Annotated in this window: 15 protein-coding genes, 1 tRNA gene and 1 riboswitch; of the genes, 7 read left to right on the forward strand and 9 right to left on the reverse strand. The window is 36.9% G+C overall.

From position 1 onward, the window contains the following. Positions 1 to 6: 6 nt before the first annotated feature. Together L8T27_RS11370 and L8T27_RS11375 are read right to left on the reverse strand one after the other, a co-directional pair. The gene (locus L8T27_RS11370; RefSeq protein ID WP_233313570.1) at positions 7 to 1,002 is read right to left on the reverse strand and encodes an AraC family transcriptional regulator; all 996 of its coding nucleotides are present in this window, start codon (positions 1,000 to 1,002) and stop codon (positions 7 to 9) included. A gap of 27 nt (positions 1,003 to 1,029) precedes the next feature. Further along, a complete protein-coding gene (locus L8T27_RS11375) occupies positions 1,030 to 1,479 on the reverse strand; it encodes a GNAT family N-acetyltransferase (RefSeq protein WP_237942304.1) in 450 nt (149 codons plus the stop codon). Positions 1,480 to 1,767: 288 nt separating this feature from the next. Next, a riboswitch (cyclic di-GMP riboswitch) is annotated at positions 1,768 to 1,853 on the forward strand. Between the two features lie 92 nt (positions 1,854 to 1,945). On the opposite strand from L8T27_RS11375, the gene L8T27_RS11380 reads away from it, so the two are divergent. Then, on the forward strand, positions 1,946 to 3,595 hold the full coding sequence (locus L8T27_RS11380) for a pyridoxal phosphate-dependent decarboxylase family protein (protein WP_237941580.1): 1,650 nt from the start codon (positions 1,946 to 1,948) through the stop codon (positions 3,593 to 3,595). Further along, on the forward strand, positions 3,579 to 5,273 hold the full coding sequence (locus L8T27_RS11385; RefSeq protein WP_237941581.1) for a methyl-accepting chemotaxis protein: 1,695 nt from the start codon (positions 3,579 to 3,581) through the stop codon (positions 5,271 to 5,273). The genes L8T27_RS11380 and L8T27_RS11385 overlap by 17 nt, the downstream gene beginning before the upstream one ends. Positions 5,274 to 5,383: 110 nt before the next feature. On the opposite strand, the gene L8T27_RS11390 is transcribed toward L8T27_RS11385, so the two are convergent. From L8T27_RS11390 to L8T27_RS11420, 7 genes are all read right to left on the reverse strand, one after another. Then, positions 5,384 to 6,931 carry a CehA/McbA family metallohydrolase gene (locus L8T27_RS11390; protein WP_237941582.1) on the reverse strand — a complete coding sequence of 516 codons (1,548 nt, stop codon included), beginning with the start codon at positions 6,929 to 6,931 and terminating at the stop codon, positions 5,384 to 5,386. A gap of 20 nt (positions 6,932 to 6,951) precedes the next feature. Further along, positions 6,952 to 8,220 carry a hypothetical protein gene (locus L8T27_RS11395; protein ID WP_237941583.1) on the reverse strand — a complete coding sequence of 423 codons (1,269 nt, stop codon included), beginning with the start codon at positions 8,218 to 8,220 and terminating at the stop codon, positions 6,952 to 6,954. A 24-nt stretch (positions 8,221 to 8,244) separates the two neighbouring features. Beyond that, entirely contained in the window at positions 8,245 to 9,117 is an 873-nt protein-coding gene (locus L8T27_RS11400) for an ABC transporter permease (protein WP_248574441.1), read from the reverse strand. Continuing rightward, complete coding sequence (locus L8T27_RS11405) at positions 9,114 to 10,271, reverse strand: extracellular solute-binding protein (RefSeq protein ID WP_233313564.1); 1,158 nt, start codon at positions 10,269 to 10,271, stop codon at positions 9,114 to 9,116. Before L8T27_RS11405 ends, L8T27_RS11400 begins: the two co-directional genes overlap by 4 nt. Next, positions 10,258 to 11,361 (reverse strand): ABC transporter ATP-binding protein, encoded by a 1,104-nt coding sequence (locus L8T27_RS11410; protein ID WP_237941585.1) that lies wholly within the window; start codon positions 11,359 to 11,361, stop codon positions 10,258 to 10,260. Before L8T27_RS11410 ends, L8T27_RS11405 begins: the two co-directional genes overlap by 14 nt. 39 nt (positions 11,362 to 11,400) lie before the next feature. Next, positions 11,401 to 12,225: an ABC transporter permease gene (locus L8T27_RS11415; protein ID WP_233314736.1), complete on the reverse strand. Its 825-nt coding sequence runs from the start codon at positions 12,223 to 12,225 to the stop codon at positions 11,401 to 11,403. 228 nt (positions 12,226 to 12,453) lie between these two features. Continuing rightward, a complete protein-coding gene (locus tag L8T27_RS11420) occupies positions 12,454 to 13,167 on the reverse strand; it encodes a GntR family transcriptional regulator (protein ID WP_237941586.1) in 714 nt (237 codons plus the stop codon). A 329-nt stretch (positions 13,168 to 13,496) separates the two neighbouring features. Here L8T27_RS11420 and L8T27_RS11425 point away from each other — a divergent pair. The 5 genes from L8T27_RS11425 to L8T27_RS11445 all read left to right on the forward strand — a co-directional run bounded on the left by L8T27_RS11425 (position 13,497) and on the right by L8T27_RS11445 (position 18,084). Continuing rightward, positions 13,497 to 13,570: transfer RNA gene (locus L8T27_RS11425), tRNA-Arg, on the forward strand. Positions 13,571 to 13,833: 263 nt separating this feature from the next. Then, the gene (locus L8T27_RS11430) at positions 13,834 to 14,844 is read left to right on the forward strand and encodes an AraC family transcriptional regulator (RefSeq protein ID WP_248574442.1); all 1,011 of its coding nucleotides are present in this window, start codon (positions 13,834 to 13,836) and stop codon (positions 14,842 to 14,844) included. 173 nt (positions 14,845 to 15,017) lie between these two features. Continuing rightward, positions 15,018 to 15,593 carry a TetR/AcrR family transcriptional regulator gene (locus tag L8T27_RS11435; RefSeq protein ID WP_233314735.1) on the forward strand — a complete coding sequence of 192 codons (576 nt, stop codon included), beginning with the start codon at positions 15,018 to 15,020 and terminating at the stop codon, positions 15,591 to 15,593. A gap of 68 nt (positions 15,594 to 15,661) precedes the next feature. Further along, a complete protein-coding gene (locus L8T27_RS11440; protein WP_237941588.1) occupies positions 15,662 to 16,675 on the forward strand; it encodes a quercetin 2,3-dioxygenase in 1,014 nt (337 codons plus the stop codon). Between the two features lie 32 nt (positions 16,676 to 16,707). Continuing rightward, positions 16,708 to 18,084 (forward strand): MFS transporter, encoded by a 1,377-nt coding sequence (locus L8T27_RS11445; RefSeq protein ID WP_237941589.1) that lies wholly within the window; start codon positions 16,708 to 16,710, stop codon positions 18,082 to 18,084. Positions 18,085 to 18,104 lie beyond the last annotated feature (20 nt).

Below are 18,104 nucleotides of genomic sequence, written 5' to 3' on the forward strand. Positions count from 1 at the left end.
GCTGTGTCAATTCCCCTTTTTCCGATATTGATATGGTGTGCAATGATAATGCTCCTTAAATTTGCGATGAAAGAAGCTGCTGCTCTCATAACCAATTTCATAGGCAATGTCAGCGATGCTTTTAGAGGTGTTTTTCAAGAGAACAGCTGCTCTAACCATTCTTTGTGACTGTAGCAGTTCAATAAACGTCTTGCCGGTGCGCGTTTTTAGCATATTGCCTAAGTAATTTGGATTAAAGTTAAATACCTTTGCAAGTGAGGTTAATGTACAGTCCTTATAGTTATTTTCAATATAATGAAGAATTTCCATCATATTCGTGCGGCCGATTTTTTCGTAAGTTTCGAAGTTTTTATCAAGCTGATAAATTCGCATCAGTTCAAAAAACAAAACAGGCAGCAAGGCATTAATAATATCTGTCGAATAGTCTGTCGGAAAAAAGAACTCACACAGCAATTTTTTGATAGTATGCTGCAGTTCGTCATGCTGCTCTGAATGAAACAGAATATATCTGTCATGAAGCTGATTCTCTGTTATAGCATTCAGTAAAAATTCAGAAACGACACCTTTCCCTGTAAATTGCGACCAAAAAGCAGTGGAGAAGGTGTCTTTCTTCATAATGATATTGACGAGGATATCATCCTTCCCCAGTGCAGGAATACTGTGTGGAACATCTGTATCAAGAATACATACTTGTCCTTTCGTTAATAGTATTTCCTCACCATTTATAATTTGGCGGCATGTGCCTGAATACACATAATTGATTTCTATAAAGGAATGCATATGCAAAGGCATGTCTGCATAGCGATGATGTTTATTTATAAATATTGGTCCTCTATGAAAAAAATACTCTTCCCGCATTCTAGGGATTGCATCCCCATTTTCTATATGTAATTCATGACCATCAAAGTCATTCACATTTTCTCCTGTCTTAATTTGAAGTTCTTCAATATAATCAAGACTTCGCAATAATTCATCAAGCTGCTGGAGATTCAACTTAGCCACTCTCCCTTTCCCAATATAACCTCCCTCTTACTCTGAAAAAGTGAGCAGCATATCGATATGAGGAATATTATCCTCTAAGTAACTACTAGAAATAGACTTAAACCCAAATGAAGCGTAAAATTTCTCTAAATGACTCTGAGCCTGAATCTTGATTGCTGTCTCGTTTAGGTCATCTTGGATAAACATAATTGCTTTTTTCAGTAAATCATAGGCGAGGCCCTGTCCTCTGTATGCTTTTTTAACGAGCACTCTGCCGATTGACGCTTCTTTGTAAGACACCCCTGCTGGCAATATTCTTGCATAGGCAGCAATTTCTCCGTCTAATTGGGCGAACAAATGATAGGATTCAATATCCTTTCCATCCACCTCTAAATAAGGACAATTTTGCTCGACAACAAACACAGCTGTTCTTTCTTGTAAAAACGTATACATTTCAACAGTATTTAGCTCATTAAATGCTTTCAAATTCCATTCCATCATAAATCTCCTCGATAAGTGTATTTTATCCGTTTATTATATATGAATTTGTACAAATTTCTAACAAAAAAAGTTAAAATAGGACTCTTTCATAAATCATGTGCTTTGGCGGCAAGCTTACCTGTTTTCCTTAAGGATCGCATCTTCCACATGAACAATGCACATCCAACTTCTTTAGGTAGGAATAATCTCTTTAGATTTAATATTTAGAATTTATGAACTTTAATATTTTCCTAAAAAAATAGGAAATTTGGACGATAGAAAATACGTTCATTACATACATACTTTTTGTTTTTCTGGCAAACTCATTGAAAGATGAGGACGCAAAGCTTCAGGTCTAAGGCGTATAAAGCTACGACGGCTGGGTTGCAGGATGTTTCCATATTCTTTGCAGCCCTTGATTCTTTAAGGGCTTTTTTTGTTAGAACACATAAAGGCATCCAATACATATCATAAGGAGGAAATTATGGATTTACAGAAAGTACAGCAGTTATTTCCAAGTGAGGATGGAGATCGCGGGCAGCAATTAAGGCTATTAGGTTATATTGAACAACTAATTGCCGGTATTGACAGCAAAAAAGATCCAAACAAAGCTACATTAGGTCCAATGCAAGAAAAAAGTGATGATTTCTACAAAGAAATCGTGGAGTCTGCGGCAGCTCCCGAATCAGGAATGGATATGGAGGAAATAGTCAAAAAACTAGTTGATCTATCAAACGGACATCCTTACCATACAAGAAATTTCGTAACGAATGTATTACCAATGGCAAGCATACCTGGGATTATTGGACTATTAACCACATCGATTCTAAATGGAAATAACTTATGGGATGTATATGGTCCGGCAGCTTCTGAAGCAGAGGTAAAAGTTATTTCCATGATGTCCAAGCTGGTTGGTTATGATTACAAAAAAAGCTGGGGTTATACAACTTGGGGTGGCCAGGGAGCTGTTTTCAGCGGTCTCCGTTTAGCAATTGCCAAGCAATTCCCGCATGCTAAAGAAGAAGGAATCCCTAATAACCTATACTGCTTTGCTTCTGAAAATGCTCACTACAGCTTGTTAAAATCTGTTGAAGCAACTGGAATTGGAAGCAACCATTTAATTCGTGTGAAAGCAGGCAATGACTTTGCGATGGATATGACAGATTTCAGAAGTAAACTGGAAGAAGTCATTCAAAAAGGCGGTATCCCTGTATATGTTGTCGCAACTACTGGAACAACAGATAGTTTCGGCATTGATGATGTAAAGCAAATCAAAGAAATTACAACAGAAATAGAGAAAAAGCATCAGTTAAAACCAATACATATTCATGCCGATTCTGCTTTAGGCGGTTTTTATTCCCTATTTTCAACCTATGATTTCACCCAAAATCCTCTTGGGTTTGAAAAAGAGGTTTTAGAGGGACTGCGTCATATTAATGAAAGAATGCAGCATATCTCCTTGGCAGACAGCTTATGCTTTGATTTCCAAAAGCTTGGTCAAACACCATATTTAACAAGCCTTTTCTTAATTAAAAATGGCGAAGATCTTGGTCTGCTTGATCTGGAAGAATTCGAAACACCTTATGTCGGTAATCGTGGGTATGGAAGCTACCATACAGGTTATACGTTAGAGTGTTCAAGAATGGGAAGTGCCATCGCAATATATGCTGCTTTATTGGCATTCGGCGTGGAAGGTTACCAGCAAATACTCGCAAATTATGTACGCGTAAATCTTGAGTTTAGAAAAAAATTAACAGCAAGAATTCCTAATATGGGTATCACAAACTATCAAAATATCGGTCCTATTACTACATTCCGACTCTATCAAGATACAGTTCATTGGGATTTAGAACAAAATGGCCAAGCAACGACAGAACAAATCTTACATACAAACGAATTAAACAATGAATTATTTGAAATACTTGGTCAACAGCGGGAAGATGTGTTTTTTGGAGATACGAAAAAACAATGCTTAGTGAATGCTAGTGATTCAAAAGAGCGCCTGCCGATTTATGTAGCAAAATTATTCTCCATTTCTCCATATACGGAAGTAGAACATATCGATCATTTTATTAACGCGATTGAAAATTCTATTAAAAAGATGGAGGGACTAAAAATTGAAGTTACCATCTAGAAATAAATCGATCTTATTTAAAAATATTCTAGATTTTGTTATACCGATTGCTATATTTTCTGTTATTTTTAGTGCTACTCTTTATACTTTTTCGATGAATATTATCAATAATTATGTTATTGATCAATTTGAGAATCGCTTAGAAACTGTTTTAAATGACATGGTAGAAAATATTGATCCAGCTATAGTTCAAAGCGCCGACAGCGGAAGCAGCACAAGCTATCATGAGCTAATAACTACAGTAAATCAATACCAAGTAAAACATGAGGTTGAAAATACTTATGTTCTAGCGAAAAAGGATAATAAAGAATACATTGTTGCCTTAAGCAACACAGATGCGCAGGGTTCAGACTATACTTTCTCAGATGAAATGAAAAAAACTCTTTCTGAGGGAACAACTCATTTCAGCGACATTTATAAGGATGAATTCGGCATTCACAAATCGATATTTGCACCTATTAAAGGAACAGATATGATTGCTGGAGTTGATATGGATGCTTCTTTTATCAATAGCTTAAAATCTTCAGCCCTTTATACGTCATTAGCTTTAACACTGATATTTATTATCTTAGGAATAGTCATTGCCTACTTTGTCAGCAAAAGAATTACTAAACCGATTATTTCATTAAAGGACTACGTAAATGAGGTTGCTGATGGCAACTTGGCTATAAAAGATTTAAATATAAACAGAAAAGACGAAATCGGACAGCTTGCAAGTGGAGTTCAGCATATGGTCACAGACCTTAACACGCTTATCCATAAAATTGCTAAGAACGCCCAAGAAGTTTCGACAACCGCTGAAGAACTAAGCTCAAGTGCAGAGCAAACAAATCTTTCTGTTGTTCAAGTAACTGAATCTATTCAGGAAGTTTCAAATGGTGTCGAAAATCAGACGCAAAATATTGATAAAATGAACAAAGGAATATTTAATGTTTCTAAAGGAATGGAACTCATTTTTGATAATGCAAAAGAAGTTTCCATAAACTCAAATCAAACTGCTGATATTGCCACGAATGGATCAATGGTTATTGACTCAGCGATTGAGCAAATGAATGTTATTCATCAATCGATGAAGCATACTTCTGAAGTTGTTAATAGATTAAGTACACAAACGAATGAAATCAGTGAAATTATTTCATTAATCACTGCAATTGCAGACCAAACTAACCTATTGGCATTAAATGCTTCGATTGAAGCTGCAAGAGCTGGTGAGCACGGTAAAGGATTTGCAGTCGTAGCGGAGGAAGTACGAAAATTAGCCGAAGAATCTAGAACTGCTGCAAATGACATTACAAATAAAATAGAAACGATAAAAGTAGAATCTTCCAACGCTGTAGAAGCAATGAACACCGGCTATAGCAAATTAGAAGATGGAGTTGCAACGTTTGACCAGGCTAGAGGTGCTTTTGTAAACATCCAAAAGTCAGTTGAAGGAGTTAACAAGCAAATCACAGAAGTTAATGTTGCGATTGAGGATATGAATAATGGTGTGCAGCAAGTTTCCAAATCAATGGAGGAGCTTAGCGGAATATCTGTTGAAACAACAAGTAATGTTCAACAAATTGCAGCAACCTCAGAAGAACAAACGGCCATATTTGAAGAAATTGCAAATTCAGCTTCCACTATGTCGACAATGGCTGAAAGTTTGCGCGACAGTGTTAAGAAGTTTAAATTGTAATCTACAAGAATTGCAATGTTTGGAATAACTAAACATGTAATAAGTATGAAAGAAGAAGGGTCCGATTATACCGAACTCTTCTTCTTTCATTCAGTATAGCTGACATATTATTACTTCATATAGATAGGATTGGTGAATGCCACCAACTCTGGGTCTCCATTATCAATCGACGCATATAACTCTGCGCGAATCCATTTTAAGTCTTTGTTAGCTATCTCTGTTTCGAGTTGAAACTGCCCTATGCTTCCAGTAAAATGTTCTCCCTCGTTTGTTACTATCACCATAAATGCGCCTTTCCTATCAATGCGGTCATTAAAATCCCACTCCTCTGAAGAAACTTGCACAATGAATGGCTGATTTTCATCTTTATTTATTACATCTCCAACTCTATAAGTCTTTTCCTCTTGCATCACTATAAGCTCAAGTGGTTTGTCATAGGAAATACTGATTCGTCCAGCACGGATGGATTGTAAAAAAGCTGTTCTGAAAATATTTTTATCTTCACTGACTTGTGACATTTGGACATATGTAATGGCTGGCAAAGGATTTATTTCTTCATTATGGTGCCAATCCCTTCCTGCTGTTGCAGTTATTCTATAGCCTTTATTTAACAAGTCTGTCCAATAGTGAAAGGCACGCTGATTATAAGCTTTTGACCCTGGCCTTGTGGAATTCCAAACCTCTATAAAATCAAATATACTAAGTGATTCGACGGGAAATTCCCAGTGACAACCTGTTCCAATCGGGTTTCCTATCCGGAACGGATGGGCAATTCCTACTAGGGCATCATGCTGACGAATTTCCTTAATCCCCTTTTCAATATCTAAAGGTCCTATTACTCGCCAATCAGTATAAGTTGGCGAATCATAACCTAGCGTTAGTAGGTGTCCGTAAAAGGTCGTCCATTCCAAACCATAAAGGATATGCAGACCAGAAAGAACTTCTGCTTGTTCCATTTCTTCAAAAGGACTGATTGTATTATGGTCTGTCATTACGACTGCTTTAAGGCCCATTTCTTTCGCAACCCCTGCCATCTCAATCAGCGACTGTTTACCATCACTATGAAATGTATGTGTATGCAATTCAGATGGCACCCATTTCACCGGACCTTCTATTGATGGATAACTTGGAAAACTAATAACATTTTCTTTAATTGGTTGACATAAAGGCTTATCTCTCCATGGAATCAAGGTTTTGTTTGCTGAATGAGGCTTTTTATATACACGCAGCTTAAATTGACAGCTTTCCGTTACCAATGCATGAATACTTACCGTTACAGACCACAACCCAGCTGGATTTCTTTTATTAAGAAATCCAGGAGATGAATGAAAATCACTAATCATTACATGTTGGGTAGGCGAATGATAATGGCGTGCCCCTCTAAAACCATCATGGTCATCAATCGATAATGTTAATAAGTTTCTAATCAATTCTTCACCATTCTGTGGTAACTTTGATTCATAATACATCGATGCTTCTTCCATTAGTCGTTTATTCTCATTTACATCTGTTTGATGTGGTGGATCAAAAGAAAAATCCACATAAATTACGTCCGTATCTTCCGGGACAAAAAAGGTGTGTTGTATGTGTGATTGCATACTTTTATTCGTAATGGTTGAATTGATTTCAAATAATATATGTGCCTCTTCTTCTCTCATCGTGTTGTTTTACACCTTCCTTACCGTTCTTTTCGCCAGATTGTCTTTGCCGATTCTATATTGTTTAGCTCTTCGTCAAAGCTTTCTTCCATATATTTCTGCAAGTGGTCATTTCCATCGTAAGCATATATCTTCAAATTTTTCACGTTGATTGTATGTAACTTTTCATTAATAAGAGCAATCTTTATTTCTACTATATCTTCCATAGATTTCCCTTCCGGTAGACAAATAGCTGTTCCAAAGTGATTGTACGGGCCAGTATAAGCTGCAGAGAATACACCTATCTTTTTATTATGGAGAGAACTTGAGTACCACTCGTTTTCTCCATTAAGCCTACATAGAAAGTCTATACTCGGGATACCATGCTCAATCCCCCATACAGAGGATTGAAGGAAAATATATTGACTAACATTTTGAATTCTATTGTAAGGCAATGGAGCGTTTTTTAACTGGCGCTCAGCTTCCCATTTCATAACATGATTGATATATGGAAAACGCTCCATGACTGTTTCTCGAGCCTCATTTTCTATTTTCCATTCGTAACTTGGAATGAAGGAAAAATGATAGGAACTTGTAATTTCATCCGTAAAGTTCCCATTGCATGTAGCAGTTTGAAGAATAATTTGGTTATCATCGATTTTATAAGATTTAACCTGATGTTCTGCCCCTTGATATTCAACATGGTCCATTTCGTTATGTTCATTCAAATAAACTCTTGCCATATATTCAATATCTAATAAGCGCCCCCACTTTGACATTAACAAAACCGCAGGTGTACCCTCATCTTCATGACTAAATACCATATGATATTCAATTACCGACCCTTTTTCCCACTGATCAAAAAAATAAATCATTTCTAAAGGGGTATCTGTATATAAATTATCAAACTGGCTATATACTGCCCGACCATAAAGTTTAGGAGCATACTGAACCGCAAGTGCTTCTCGGTCAGATAAATCTAATTTTTCTATCGTACAGCTCTCAATCTGAGCAACCGCTTCCCTGTTCCGGGGTGATTCACAAACATATTCTATTTCATACGTTCCAGGCTCCATCATGCCAAGCAGACGCTTATAGGTGAAGTCCCGTCTTCCATAGAATAATACAATGTCTTGGTGATGCACGTTATTCACATACAGTCTCAACATGAGTGATTCATTGTTTTCTTCCTGCCAAGAGGTAGACGCATATGCGCGAAGATTAATTGCATAATATCCTTTTTCCTCAATAATAATGCTAGATTGCTCACGTTCTAAATGCTTCATTTTTACAGGGTTTAATACCGTCATCCTATCCAACTCCCCAGTCTAAAATTAAAACAGATCTTTCTTTGACTTTTTCATGTTGTTTTGAATATATACATAGCCTACTATCGAACATAGTACAAACATAAAGACTGCAAGGGCGCTTGATTGACCAATTTCATTGTATACAGAAAAATGTTGCTGCATGGATACACCTAACATTTGCGGCGCATTTCGATCGATGAGAAAAGGTGCTGTAAAACTGCCAATTAAACCCATAAACAGAAACGTCAAAGCAACTAGCATTGTCTTATAAGAAAGAGGAAATATAAAATGAATAAACAATCTTAACTTTGATGCACCCGTATCTTTTGCACTTTCAATGACTGAACGGGGAATGGCTTGTAAAGCAGATAATAACAGCATGGTAGTAAAGGGAATATTAAACCACACATTAATCATTAATAATCCTTTCATGTCATATATAATGGAAGGCATATTGCCTTCACCGATGATTCTTGCAACCCAGCCATTATCTCGATAAAAATTTAAAAATCCATAAATGGCGATGACTCCAGGAATAAACAACGGGATAAAATACAGCTTGTTGATTATTTTAGAAAAAATACTGTTACTAAAGTTAAGATAAATGGCTAATATATAGCTCAATCCTAAAGTCAAAAAACAAGAAATGAACGTAATTACTAACGTATGTTGAATACTTTGCAAGATTAATGGTTCTGTAAAAATATATTGGTAGTTTTCAAGTGAAAAGGCATCCTCTTCATTTTGAAAGCTCTCCATTATAGCAAGTGCCACTGGGTAGATGACCAAAATTAGCAAAGTTAGGAAAGAGGGCATCACAAGCCCTATTCCTAACACTGCTAATTTTGTTTTTTTCTTCATCACATAACTCTCTCTTAAGGCAACTTCCCTACTCATTGACTTGCTACCTCTTTTTGCCAAACCTTCATTAATTCACTCGATAGATCGCCACCGTTAAAAGTTCGATAACCGCCACTTACTGCTTCAAATTTCTTTTGATCCTCAGCTGATAACAGGTCCCACTTAATACCTGGATAGCCGTACATTGTATCAATAACTAACTTTTGAACATCTTGAGTAAGCACATAATCAAGGAACGTTTCTGTGGCTTCTCTCCGCTTTTCATCCCCATTATCTACAGCCATTAAATAGGCTGGTCCGCCAGTAAATGCTGGATCAATTTGTTTTAGTTCAGTAGTATCAGGCAATAATTTTGAATTTATTTGTTCTAGAGCCATATCAGACCATGCTGGGACCATATCAACCTCTCCGTTTGCAAGCAGGTCAAGTGTTCCTTGATTCTTTTTAGGATAAACTCCTTCTTTATATAGGTTTGGTGCCATGTCCTTCAGTATTTGAATTCCCTTGTCCCACTCTTTTATAATACTTTCATCCTGAACATTCATAGCATTGTCATCAAGTTCGTTATATACAGTCGAGAGGACAAAGGAGCTTCCTGCTCCACCTGTATTTGGATCATTATAAGCAAAGCGACCAGGATTTTTTTCTATCCAAGTATTCAATTCTTCTGCTGTGTTCGGTACATCTTTTACTTTGTCCGAATTGTACGCAAGAACTACGGATGATGCACGGTAAGGAACTGCTAGATTTTGAGTACCCTCCAAATTTTCTTCTTGAACATTCTCTAGATTTTCAATCGAATCTGTTGAAAGTTCATAAAAAAGTCCACCTTCATCTTCACTGCGGATAATATCAGCTAGTGCTCCTTCATAAACATCAATCTCTGAATCTTTATTTGCTTTTTTAGCTGCAACGATTCGATCAATTGTAGCCTGTCCACCAGTCCCAGACGGAACGAACACGAAGTCAACATCGATATCCTTATGTGCTTCTTCAAATTTAGGAATAACCGTTTCCCAGAAAGTCTCAACATTTTGAGAGCCTGAACTGTATAGTGATATTTTTGTTACATCATCTCCTCCACTTGCCGCACTGTTTGTCTCGCTAGAATTACAAGCAACTAATGAAAAGGTACTGACAGCTAATATTGTTCCTGTTAACATTCTTTTTAATGATTTAGACTTTCTCATATACTTCAATCTCCTCTTTAGTTAGATTTTGTATTTTTGAATAACCAATAGTATGTAAGTCGTTTTCATCTGTAAAGGTTTGAATGGTTGCGAAAGTTATGCGGATATTTTGAAGCATTTTAAATTGACTTATTTCACTGCGATCAACAAACATTTTTAGCTTTCCAAACTCTGTTTTCAAGCTGACCTCTGCATAATGACCTAACATCATCACTTTTTCAATCATGGCATCAAGGCCATTTTCTACCTCACTTGCAAGAACAACATCTTCTGGTCTGACTGCAACAGTAACTGTTTTGTTATAACGATTCATGTTAGGAAAGTTAAGTGAACCGATATGAATTTTGTTTCCTTCCGCATAACCTGTAAGAAAATTCATCTTTCCTATAAATTGAGCAACAAACAGGGATGCAGGATAATTATAAATATTTTGCGGAGAATCAATTTGCTCTATTTCTCCTTTGTTCATAACGACAATACGATCGGAAATGGAAAGTGCTTCTTCTTGGTCATGTGTTACAAACAGCATGGTAAGCTGCTGTTTTGCTTGAATTTCTCTTAACTCCTCACGTAATTCATGCCTTAACTTAGCATCAAGAGCCGAAAATGGTTCATCCAGCAAAAGTACTTTCGGTTCAAGAAGCAATGCTCGTGCCAGTGCAACCCGTTGTTGTTGACCTCCTGATAACTCACTTGGATACTTTTTCTCATATCCTTGAAGCTGTACTAAATTCAAAGCCCATTTCACTTTTTCCATGATTTGAGCTTTTTTGGTTTTCTTAAGCTTTAAACTAAATGCTAGATTATTAAATACATTCATATGCGGCCAAAGATTATAGCTTTGAAAAACCATAGCACTAGGTCTCTTTTCAGGAGGGAGATGATTCACTTGCTTTCCAGCAATTATTATGGACCCTTCATCAGGCTCAATAAATCCGCCAACACTGCGCAGAACAGTGGATTTGCCACATCCTGAGGGTCCAAGTAACGTAACCATTTCCCCATTTTGAATGTCCAAGGAAAAACTCTTAACACCTTCCCCTGTAGGATAGATCTTGCTTAAGTTAGTTATTGATAAGCTAATTGACACTCTTGGTTACCTTCCTCTCTCTTCGTTCGATTGAAATCATTATTTAAGGCGCATTCCATTTGCAAATGAATCAGCTCCGACAAATTTTCTAGCTGCAAATAACAGGATGATAGTTGGGAGTGTCAATATCACAGAAAACACCGCACCTGCTGTACTTGGATAATCTGCTATTATGGAATACATAATAACTGGCATCGTTTTATAATCTGGTATCCCTACTAGTAAAGTTCCTTGTGCTTCATCTAAAGAAGATAAGAAGGTAAAAACAGAAGCTACAATAATTCCCGGCTTAGCCATCGGCAACGTAATATACCAAAATACCTTTAAAGGAGATGCGCCTGCATCGCGTGCCGATTCTTCTTGAGAACGATGAACATTCTCAAATGCAGCAGAAGGAATCCATGTCATTAACATAAGCGTATTGATTAGATGTATTAAAATAATTCCAATGAATGTATTCATAAGGTTGTATTGATAAAACAAAACGGCAATTGCAACATATAAACCCATTTTTGGAAATGCATTAGTCAGTAAAAAGGAGAAAAGAAAAAACCTCCTTAATGGAAAACTAATTCGGGCAAAAGCATATGCTGCAGGAATACAAATAATAAGGGAAATCAATGTAACAATACTTGCTATAAGAAAAGATAACCACATCGATCTCACAATTGACTCATCTGCTAAAACGAAGCTCCACCATTCCAATGACCAAGACTTAGGCAAAATATCAGGGTATTGCCATTCTCCTGAAAACGCTAGTAACAATAAATTTAATAAAGGTCCAAAAAAGAACAGCAGGAAAATCGCAAGTAGAATAAATTCAATTACTTTCCCCTTACCAAGTGTTTTAAAATACCACAATATCTCTTCTCCTCTCCATTTTAAATAATGCTTTAAAAACATTAGAAGTCTATACCTCTTAGTTTTTAATTTAGCAAACAAATATTAATAGTCTTTATTCTATTTGTAGTATTCTTGTAAAAATTCATAACTTTCATTATTCTTTCATTAAGTTGTCTAGACCTCTAATGAAAATAAAAAAATCGACCAATTAAATTTGATCGATTTTCTCAACAGATTGAATCTATTTATTTATCTAGTTCTATTAACGGTAAATGTAAAAACATCATTTCTAAAATAATCTAATGAATAAAGAACAGGACGATTTTGATAATCATAATGAAGTTGCTTTAACAATAAGACAGTCGTTTCAGGATGAATAAGAAGCTTATGACAATTGCGATCTGTATGTAATGGAACAACAATTTCTGTTGTAGCTCTACTGATATCAATATTACTCTCTTTTTTTAAGTAGTCGAATAAAGAACCGATTGAGCCTTCATTAATCATATTCTTCTTCACTAGTGATTCTGCTAAAATATTCTGAGAAAACACAACTGGTTCTTCATTTGCCGTTCGTATTCTTTCATGAATGATTACCTCTTCTCCTTCTCTAAGCTGAAGAAGCTCCTTCCATTCATCTGTAGGTTCTACAATCTTGATTCTCTCTCGTTTTTCTCCATCCTCTAAACCTGCATACTTTATCATCGAAGTGACACTCATTAGTTTTTCTAAACTATTTGGCGTCTTAGGCAAAGGGTTAACAACAAAAGTTCCTACCCCATGCTTAACATACACTTTTCCCTTTTCTTCTAGTAACCGAATTGCCGATCGAACTGTCTCACGACTCACTTTAAACTCTGCTGCAAGATTTACTTCAGAAGGCAAACGATCTCCTGACTTTAATTTGCCTGAATGTATGTCCGCCTCAATCTTTTCTTTAATGAACATGTAAAGAGGTTGCACTATATTCCTCCCTCTAATTTAGTAGAGATATTATCTAGTTTATGTAGGGTAAATCACCCTCTGATATTGGTATTATATGTGTTAATTGTTATCCTAGGCAATAATATAGTAGAAATGATTATCATCATTTCTACTATACATAAAAATACAATTCTAAAATATAATGGAGCTGTTATAGATAATACTCTTTTTCATGGGAATCTTCCCCCTTTCTTACAACTTTTATTTAATAACAGTTTTAGATAACATCATCTAAAGAATGGTTTCCAGAGCTAATTACTTTACAGAATTCGCCCGATGTTGTATCCTCTTAAGGTAGCATATTTCATGTCTCTGTAGCTCAGTAGGATAGAGCGGCAGCCTCCTAAGCTGTGTGTCGTGGGTTCGATTCCCTCCAGGGACGTCATCATAAAAGCTGGCACTTTGCTGCCGGCTTTTTTCTGTCTGCGTCTTAAATTCTCTGCAAAAAACTGCTTATATTTATTGCTTCTCCCCCTAATTGTTTACAGCCATTTTAAAAAAATAGTAATTATTAAATAAAACGCTTGCTAAAAACTTGTAAGCGGTGTCATAATCATTTTATATCATTATCATAGTGTTAGTTTTACTTATTTAAATCATTATCCTAAAAAAGCAGTTATTTAAAGACAAGGGTATGGTGAGGCTATGTTGGTTAATAATTTGAGGGAAAAATTGCTTTCAGAAAATGAAATTGAGGCATTTGCCTTGGCATCTGGAACGGATGATCTGCATGAGATTTTATCCAGTCTAAATTCAGCTTCACAGAGTGCTGAGGATGCAGTTCTGTCAGCAGATTCTTTAATGAACAAGACAGACAAGATTACCATCATGAAACATCCCCGTTATGTCGATATTAAAGTACATAAGCATGACTTTCTAGAAATAAGCTATGCCTATATTGGCGGATTTACACAATGGATTAATGGAGAGACAGTTGTGATGAAGGAAGGCGACTTGACGATTTTGGATACAGATGTCATGCATACCATCCAAAAGGCAGATAAAGACACCGTCATTATTAATATTCTCCTCCGCAAAACTTATTTCAATCATAATATTCTTGCCCGTTTGACTGAGAATGATCTCATTTCTAAATTTGTGATTGATGCCATCTACAAACCGAAAATGAAAGGCCGTTACCTTTACTTTCCTTCATCAGGAAATGAAAAAATTAGAAATTGTGTGGATGCTGGATTATTAGAATATTACAATCCTGATATTGGCGGCCAAGAGGTACTCAGCTGCCATATCGTCTTATTGTTTACAGAACTTATGAGAATGTCTAAACAACAACCGAAGACGTTGGCAGAAGATGTCTCAAGTATTGCCATTGTTGATATACTCCAATATATTGAAGAGTATTATTTAACAACAAGCTTAAAGGAGGTTGCGAAGCATTTTCACTTCCATCCTAATTATTTGAGCAGGCTGCTGAAAGAAAATATCGGTAAAACATTCAGTGAAATGGTGCAAGAGCTTCGCCTCCGTCAAGCAAAGCTTCTCCTCGAAAACACACAAATGCAAATAAATCGGATTGCTGACGAAGCAGGCTACACTAATTTCAATCATTTTTATAAAAAATTTAAAGAGTATTATCATACAACTCCTGCTGATTACCGTAAACGTGTGATTTTAGAAAAAAATATTCTTGAATAACTAACATGTTTATGTACCTTAAGGCGACTGAAATAACCAGCGGTTTAGGTACATTTTTTTTTTATAAAACTCAGAAATAGCTTTAAATGGAGAATTGCTTCTTTGACAATAGCTTATCTATTTTCTATAGTTAGGTAGGACTATTCTCACAATTGAAGGAGAGGAAAATAATGATGGAGACGAAATTAAATTCCCGTGACAAAATACTGCAAACAGCTTCTCGGCTTTTTCAGCTGCAAGGTTACCACGCGACAGGCATGAATCAAATTATCAGTGAAAGCGGACTGCCAAAAGGTTCTATTTACCACCACTTTCCTCAAGGAAAGGAATCATTGGCAATCGAAGCCGTTCACTATACAAGCAGTTACATTGAAAGAAAGCTGCAAACGATTATGGATGAAATAAATGACCCTATTGAAGCAATTCAAGCGTTTATTGCCGATACTTCAAGTCAATTTGAATCACCTGAACATATTGAAGGAATTCCGATCGGATTGCTGGCAAGTGAAACGGCACTTATTAGTGAGCCGTTGCGTCTTGCATGCGTTGAGGCATTTGCAAAATGGGAAAGAATTATTGCTGCTAAACTAGTGCAAAACGGATACAACCAAGATTATGCATTAAAGATGGGCATGCTGATTAATTCCATGATCGGCGGGGGGATTATGCAGTCGATAACCCGTAAGGACAAAGCACCATTGCTGGCCATCAGTGAAATTATTCCACAAATTTTTAACAACAAAGGGTAGAATTTTTTATCCCTTTGTATTATGATACTAGACAGACCGGTCTAGTCAATTACAAAGGAGATAAAAGCATGAACTTATTAAAAGAAACAGGACTACCAACAGAAAAAAAACCTTATTTACTAAGAAGCGGTGCTGGGGAACATCGTCTCTTCGGCAGACAAGTTGCCACCATAATGGCAGATTCACCTAGTACAGATAATATTTTTGGAATGGTGATGATTACTGGAGGTAAAGAGGATTCCTTTCCTTCTCATATCCATGAAAACACACATGAAGGAATATTGATTTTAAGCGGCAGACTGGAAATAAAGCTTGATGGCATCAAGTATTTGCTTACAGTTGGCGACTATGCCCACATACCTGCTGGAACTGTGCACAGCTATGTTATGAAAGCCCACAGAACAAGATTTGTCTCTTATACTGCCAATGGTGAAATCGCAGAGCTTTACCGAATTATTGGTAAACCCTACAACCAACCTGAATATCCGCCAAATGTTAATAGTGACATCCCAACTGAAGTTTTGCTGGATGCTACTTTACATACAGATATACAGTTAAAAAAACAGCCTGAGATAACTTCAGAAGTAGCAAGTGTCACGAGCCTGCCTGACAGCGCAATTCCCTATGTTATCTACTCAGGTGAAGGAGACCGTCTTTTGACAGGAGATCAGCTTCATCGCATTATAACATCACAAAAAAATACAGATGGCCAATTTATTATTGTTGCTTCAGACGGGCCTGCTGGTGACAGGATTGTTGAACATTATCATGAACATCATACGGAAACATTCTTCTGCCTTGAAGGGAAGATGACGATGTGGGCTGACGGCCAAGAGATTGAGATGCTTCCAGGAGATTTCCTTCATGTTCCAGCAGGCACCGTTCACTCCTATCGCCTAGACTCTCACTATACTAAGATGGTCGGCTTGCTCGCTTCTGGTTTATTTGAACCATTTTTCCGCATTCTTGGCGACGATTTTGAGCATTACACCTTCCCAAGTGAGGCGATGCCGCTTCGTTTCGACCGGGTTATCGAAAACTTAGATGTTCTTGATCTAAAAGTGGTCAACAAACCAAAATAAATAGCTAATAAACGATTAAAAGGAGAAGAAAAATGGTTGTCGCTGCAAATAAAGAAAAACAAGGTATAGACAGGCTGGTAACAGTTCTTGTTTTTGCATTAGTTATTTCTGTCATGAATTCCACTATGTTCAACATGGCCATTCCTTCTATTACTAGAGAGTTCAATCTGCTGCCAACAGAGGCAGGCTGGATTGTGACAGCTTACATTATTATTTATGCAATCGGGTCTGTCATTTATGGAAAGCTGGCTGACAAATATATGCTAAAAACATTGCTAACCTTTGGTTTATGCACTTTTGCAGCAGGGAGCATTCTCGGTTTTGCAGCAAGCAGCTTTCCTTTGCTTGTTGCAGGCCGCTGTCTGCAAGCGATGGGAGCATCTGTCATGCCAACTGTGTCAATGATTATTCCCACTCGCTACTTCAATAGTGAAAATCGAGGACGAGTATTAGGTTTAACATCTGCTGGCATGGCGTTAGGAACGGCGATCGGTCCAATTGTAGCTGGCTGTGTGACTAGCTTCTTTAATTGGCATTATTTATTTATTGTCTCCTTGCTGTCTCTTGTTACCTTGCCGTTTTTCCGCAAATACTTACAAGAAGAACAACAGCAGAGATATGGAAAAATAGATATGGTCGGTGCTGCCTTCCTTGCTGGAACACTCGCTTTTCTGCTGCTGGCTATAACACAAAGCTCCATTTGGTATGCTGCTTTATGTGGTTTATTTTTTATGCTGTTTCTATGGCGGATTCAATCAGCAAGAGACCCATTTGTACAGCTTTCTTTATTCAAAAATAAACAGTTCTCCTTAGGAATTGTCATTTCTGGACTTTGTTCAGGAATCGGCTTCGGAATTCCCTACTTGACACCGTTGCTGCTGCAGGATGTTAATGGACTGTCACCGATTTTGAGCGGCTTGTATATGTTTCCAAGTGCCTTACTTGCAGCAAGTTTAGGGCGAAGCGGCGGAAAACTTGCTGATTTAAAAGGGAATCATGTTCTTACTTATATCGCTCTGCTCGGTTTCTTTGTCGGCTACAGCATCCTTTCCATTGTGGCAGGCTTGTCACCGTATATTATTATGTTTGTACTAATGTTTGCTTGTATCGGGCAAACCTTTATGCAAATTGCCTTGTCCAATACTGTATCAGGCACACTCGTAAAAGCAGACGTTGGTGTCGGAATGGGGATTTTAATGATGACGAATTTTATCTCTGGTGCTCTTTTCACTACATTAATGAGCAAAGCGCTCGAAAAAGGCAGCTTTTCAGTTCAGCTGAATCCGCTCCTTCAAGCACAAGACAGTTTAAACTACAGTAATATTTATACAGTGCTTACTGTTTTAATTATTATCGTCACATTCACTTACCATTTCCGCTTTAAAAGATATAGTGCGGTGCGTGGATAAATAAGAGTATACAAAAAAGG

Origin of the sequence: Niallia sp. Man26, assembly GCF_022049065.2 — a bacterium.
Lineage (GTDB): Bacteria > Bacillota > Bacilli > Bacillales > Cytobacillaceae > Niallia.

Bases quoted from the DNA above. Each gene is read 5' to 3' on its own strand.
- L8T27_RS11435 (WP_233314735.1), top strand. From the start codon at position 15,018: ATGGAGACGAAATTAAATTCCCGTGACAAAATACTGCAAACAGCTTCT.
- L8T27_RS11400 (WP_248574441.1), bottom strand. From the start codon at position 9,117: ATGAGTAGGGAAGTTGCCTTAAGAGAGAGTTATGTGATGAAGAAAAAA.
- L8T27_RS11380 (WP_237941580.1), top strand. From the start codon at position 1,946: ATGGATTTACAGAAAGTACAGCAGTTATTTCCAAGTGAGGATGGAGAT.
- L8T27_RS11390 (WP_237941582.1), bottom strand. From the start codon at position 6,931: ATGAGAGAAGAAGAGGCACATATATTATTTGAAATCAATTCAACCATT.
- L8T27_RS11375 (WP_237942304.1), bottom strand. From the start codon at position 1,479: ATGGAATGGAATTTGAAAGCATTTAATGAGCTAAATACTGTTGAAATG.
- L8T27_RS11395 (WP_237941583.1), bottom strand. From the start codon at position 8,220: ATGACGGTATTAAACCCTGTAAAAATGAAGCATTTAGAACGTGAGCAA.
- L8T27_RS11440 (WP_237941588.1), top strand. From the start codon at position 15,662: ATGAACTTATTAAAAGAAACAGGACTACCAACAGAAAAAAAACCTTAT.
- L8T27_RS11445 (WP_237941589.1), top strand. From the start codon at position 16,708: ATGGTTGTCGCTGCAAATAAAGAAAAACAAGGTATAGACAGGCTGGTA.
- L8T27_RS11430 (WP_248574442.1), top strand. From the start codon at position 13,834: ATGTTGGTTAATAATTTGAGGGAAAAATTGCTTTCAGAAAATGAAATT.
- L8T27_RS11405 (WP_233313564.1), bottom strand. From the start codon at position 10,271: ATGAGAAAGTCTAAATCATTAAAAAGAATGTTAACAGGAACAATATTA.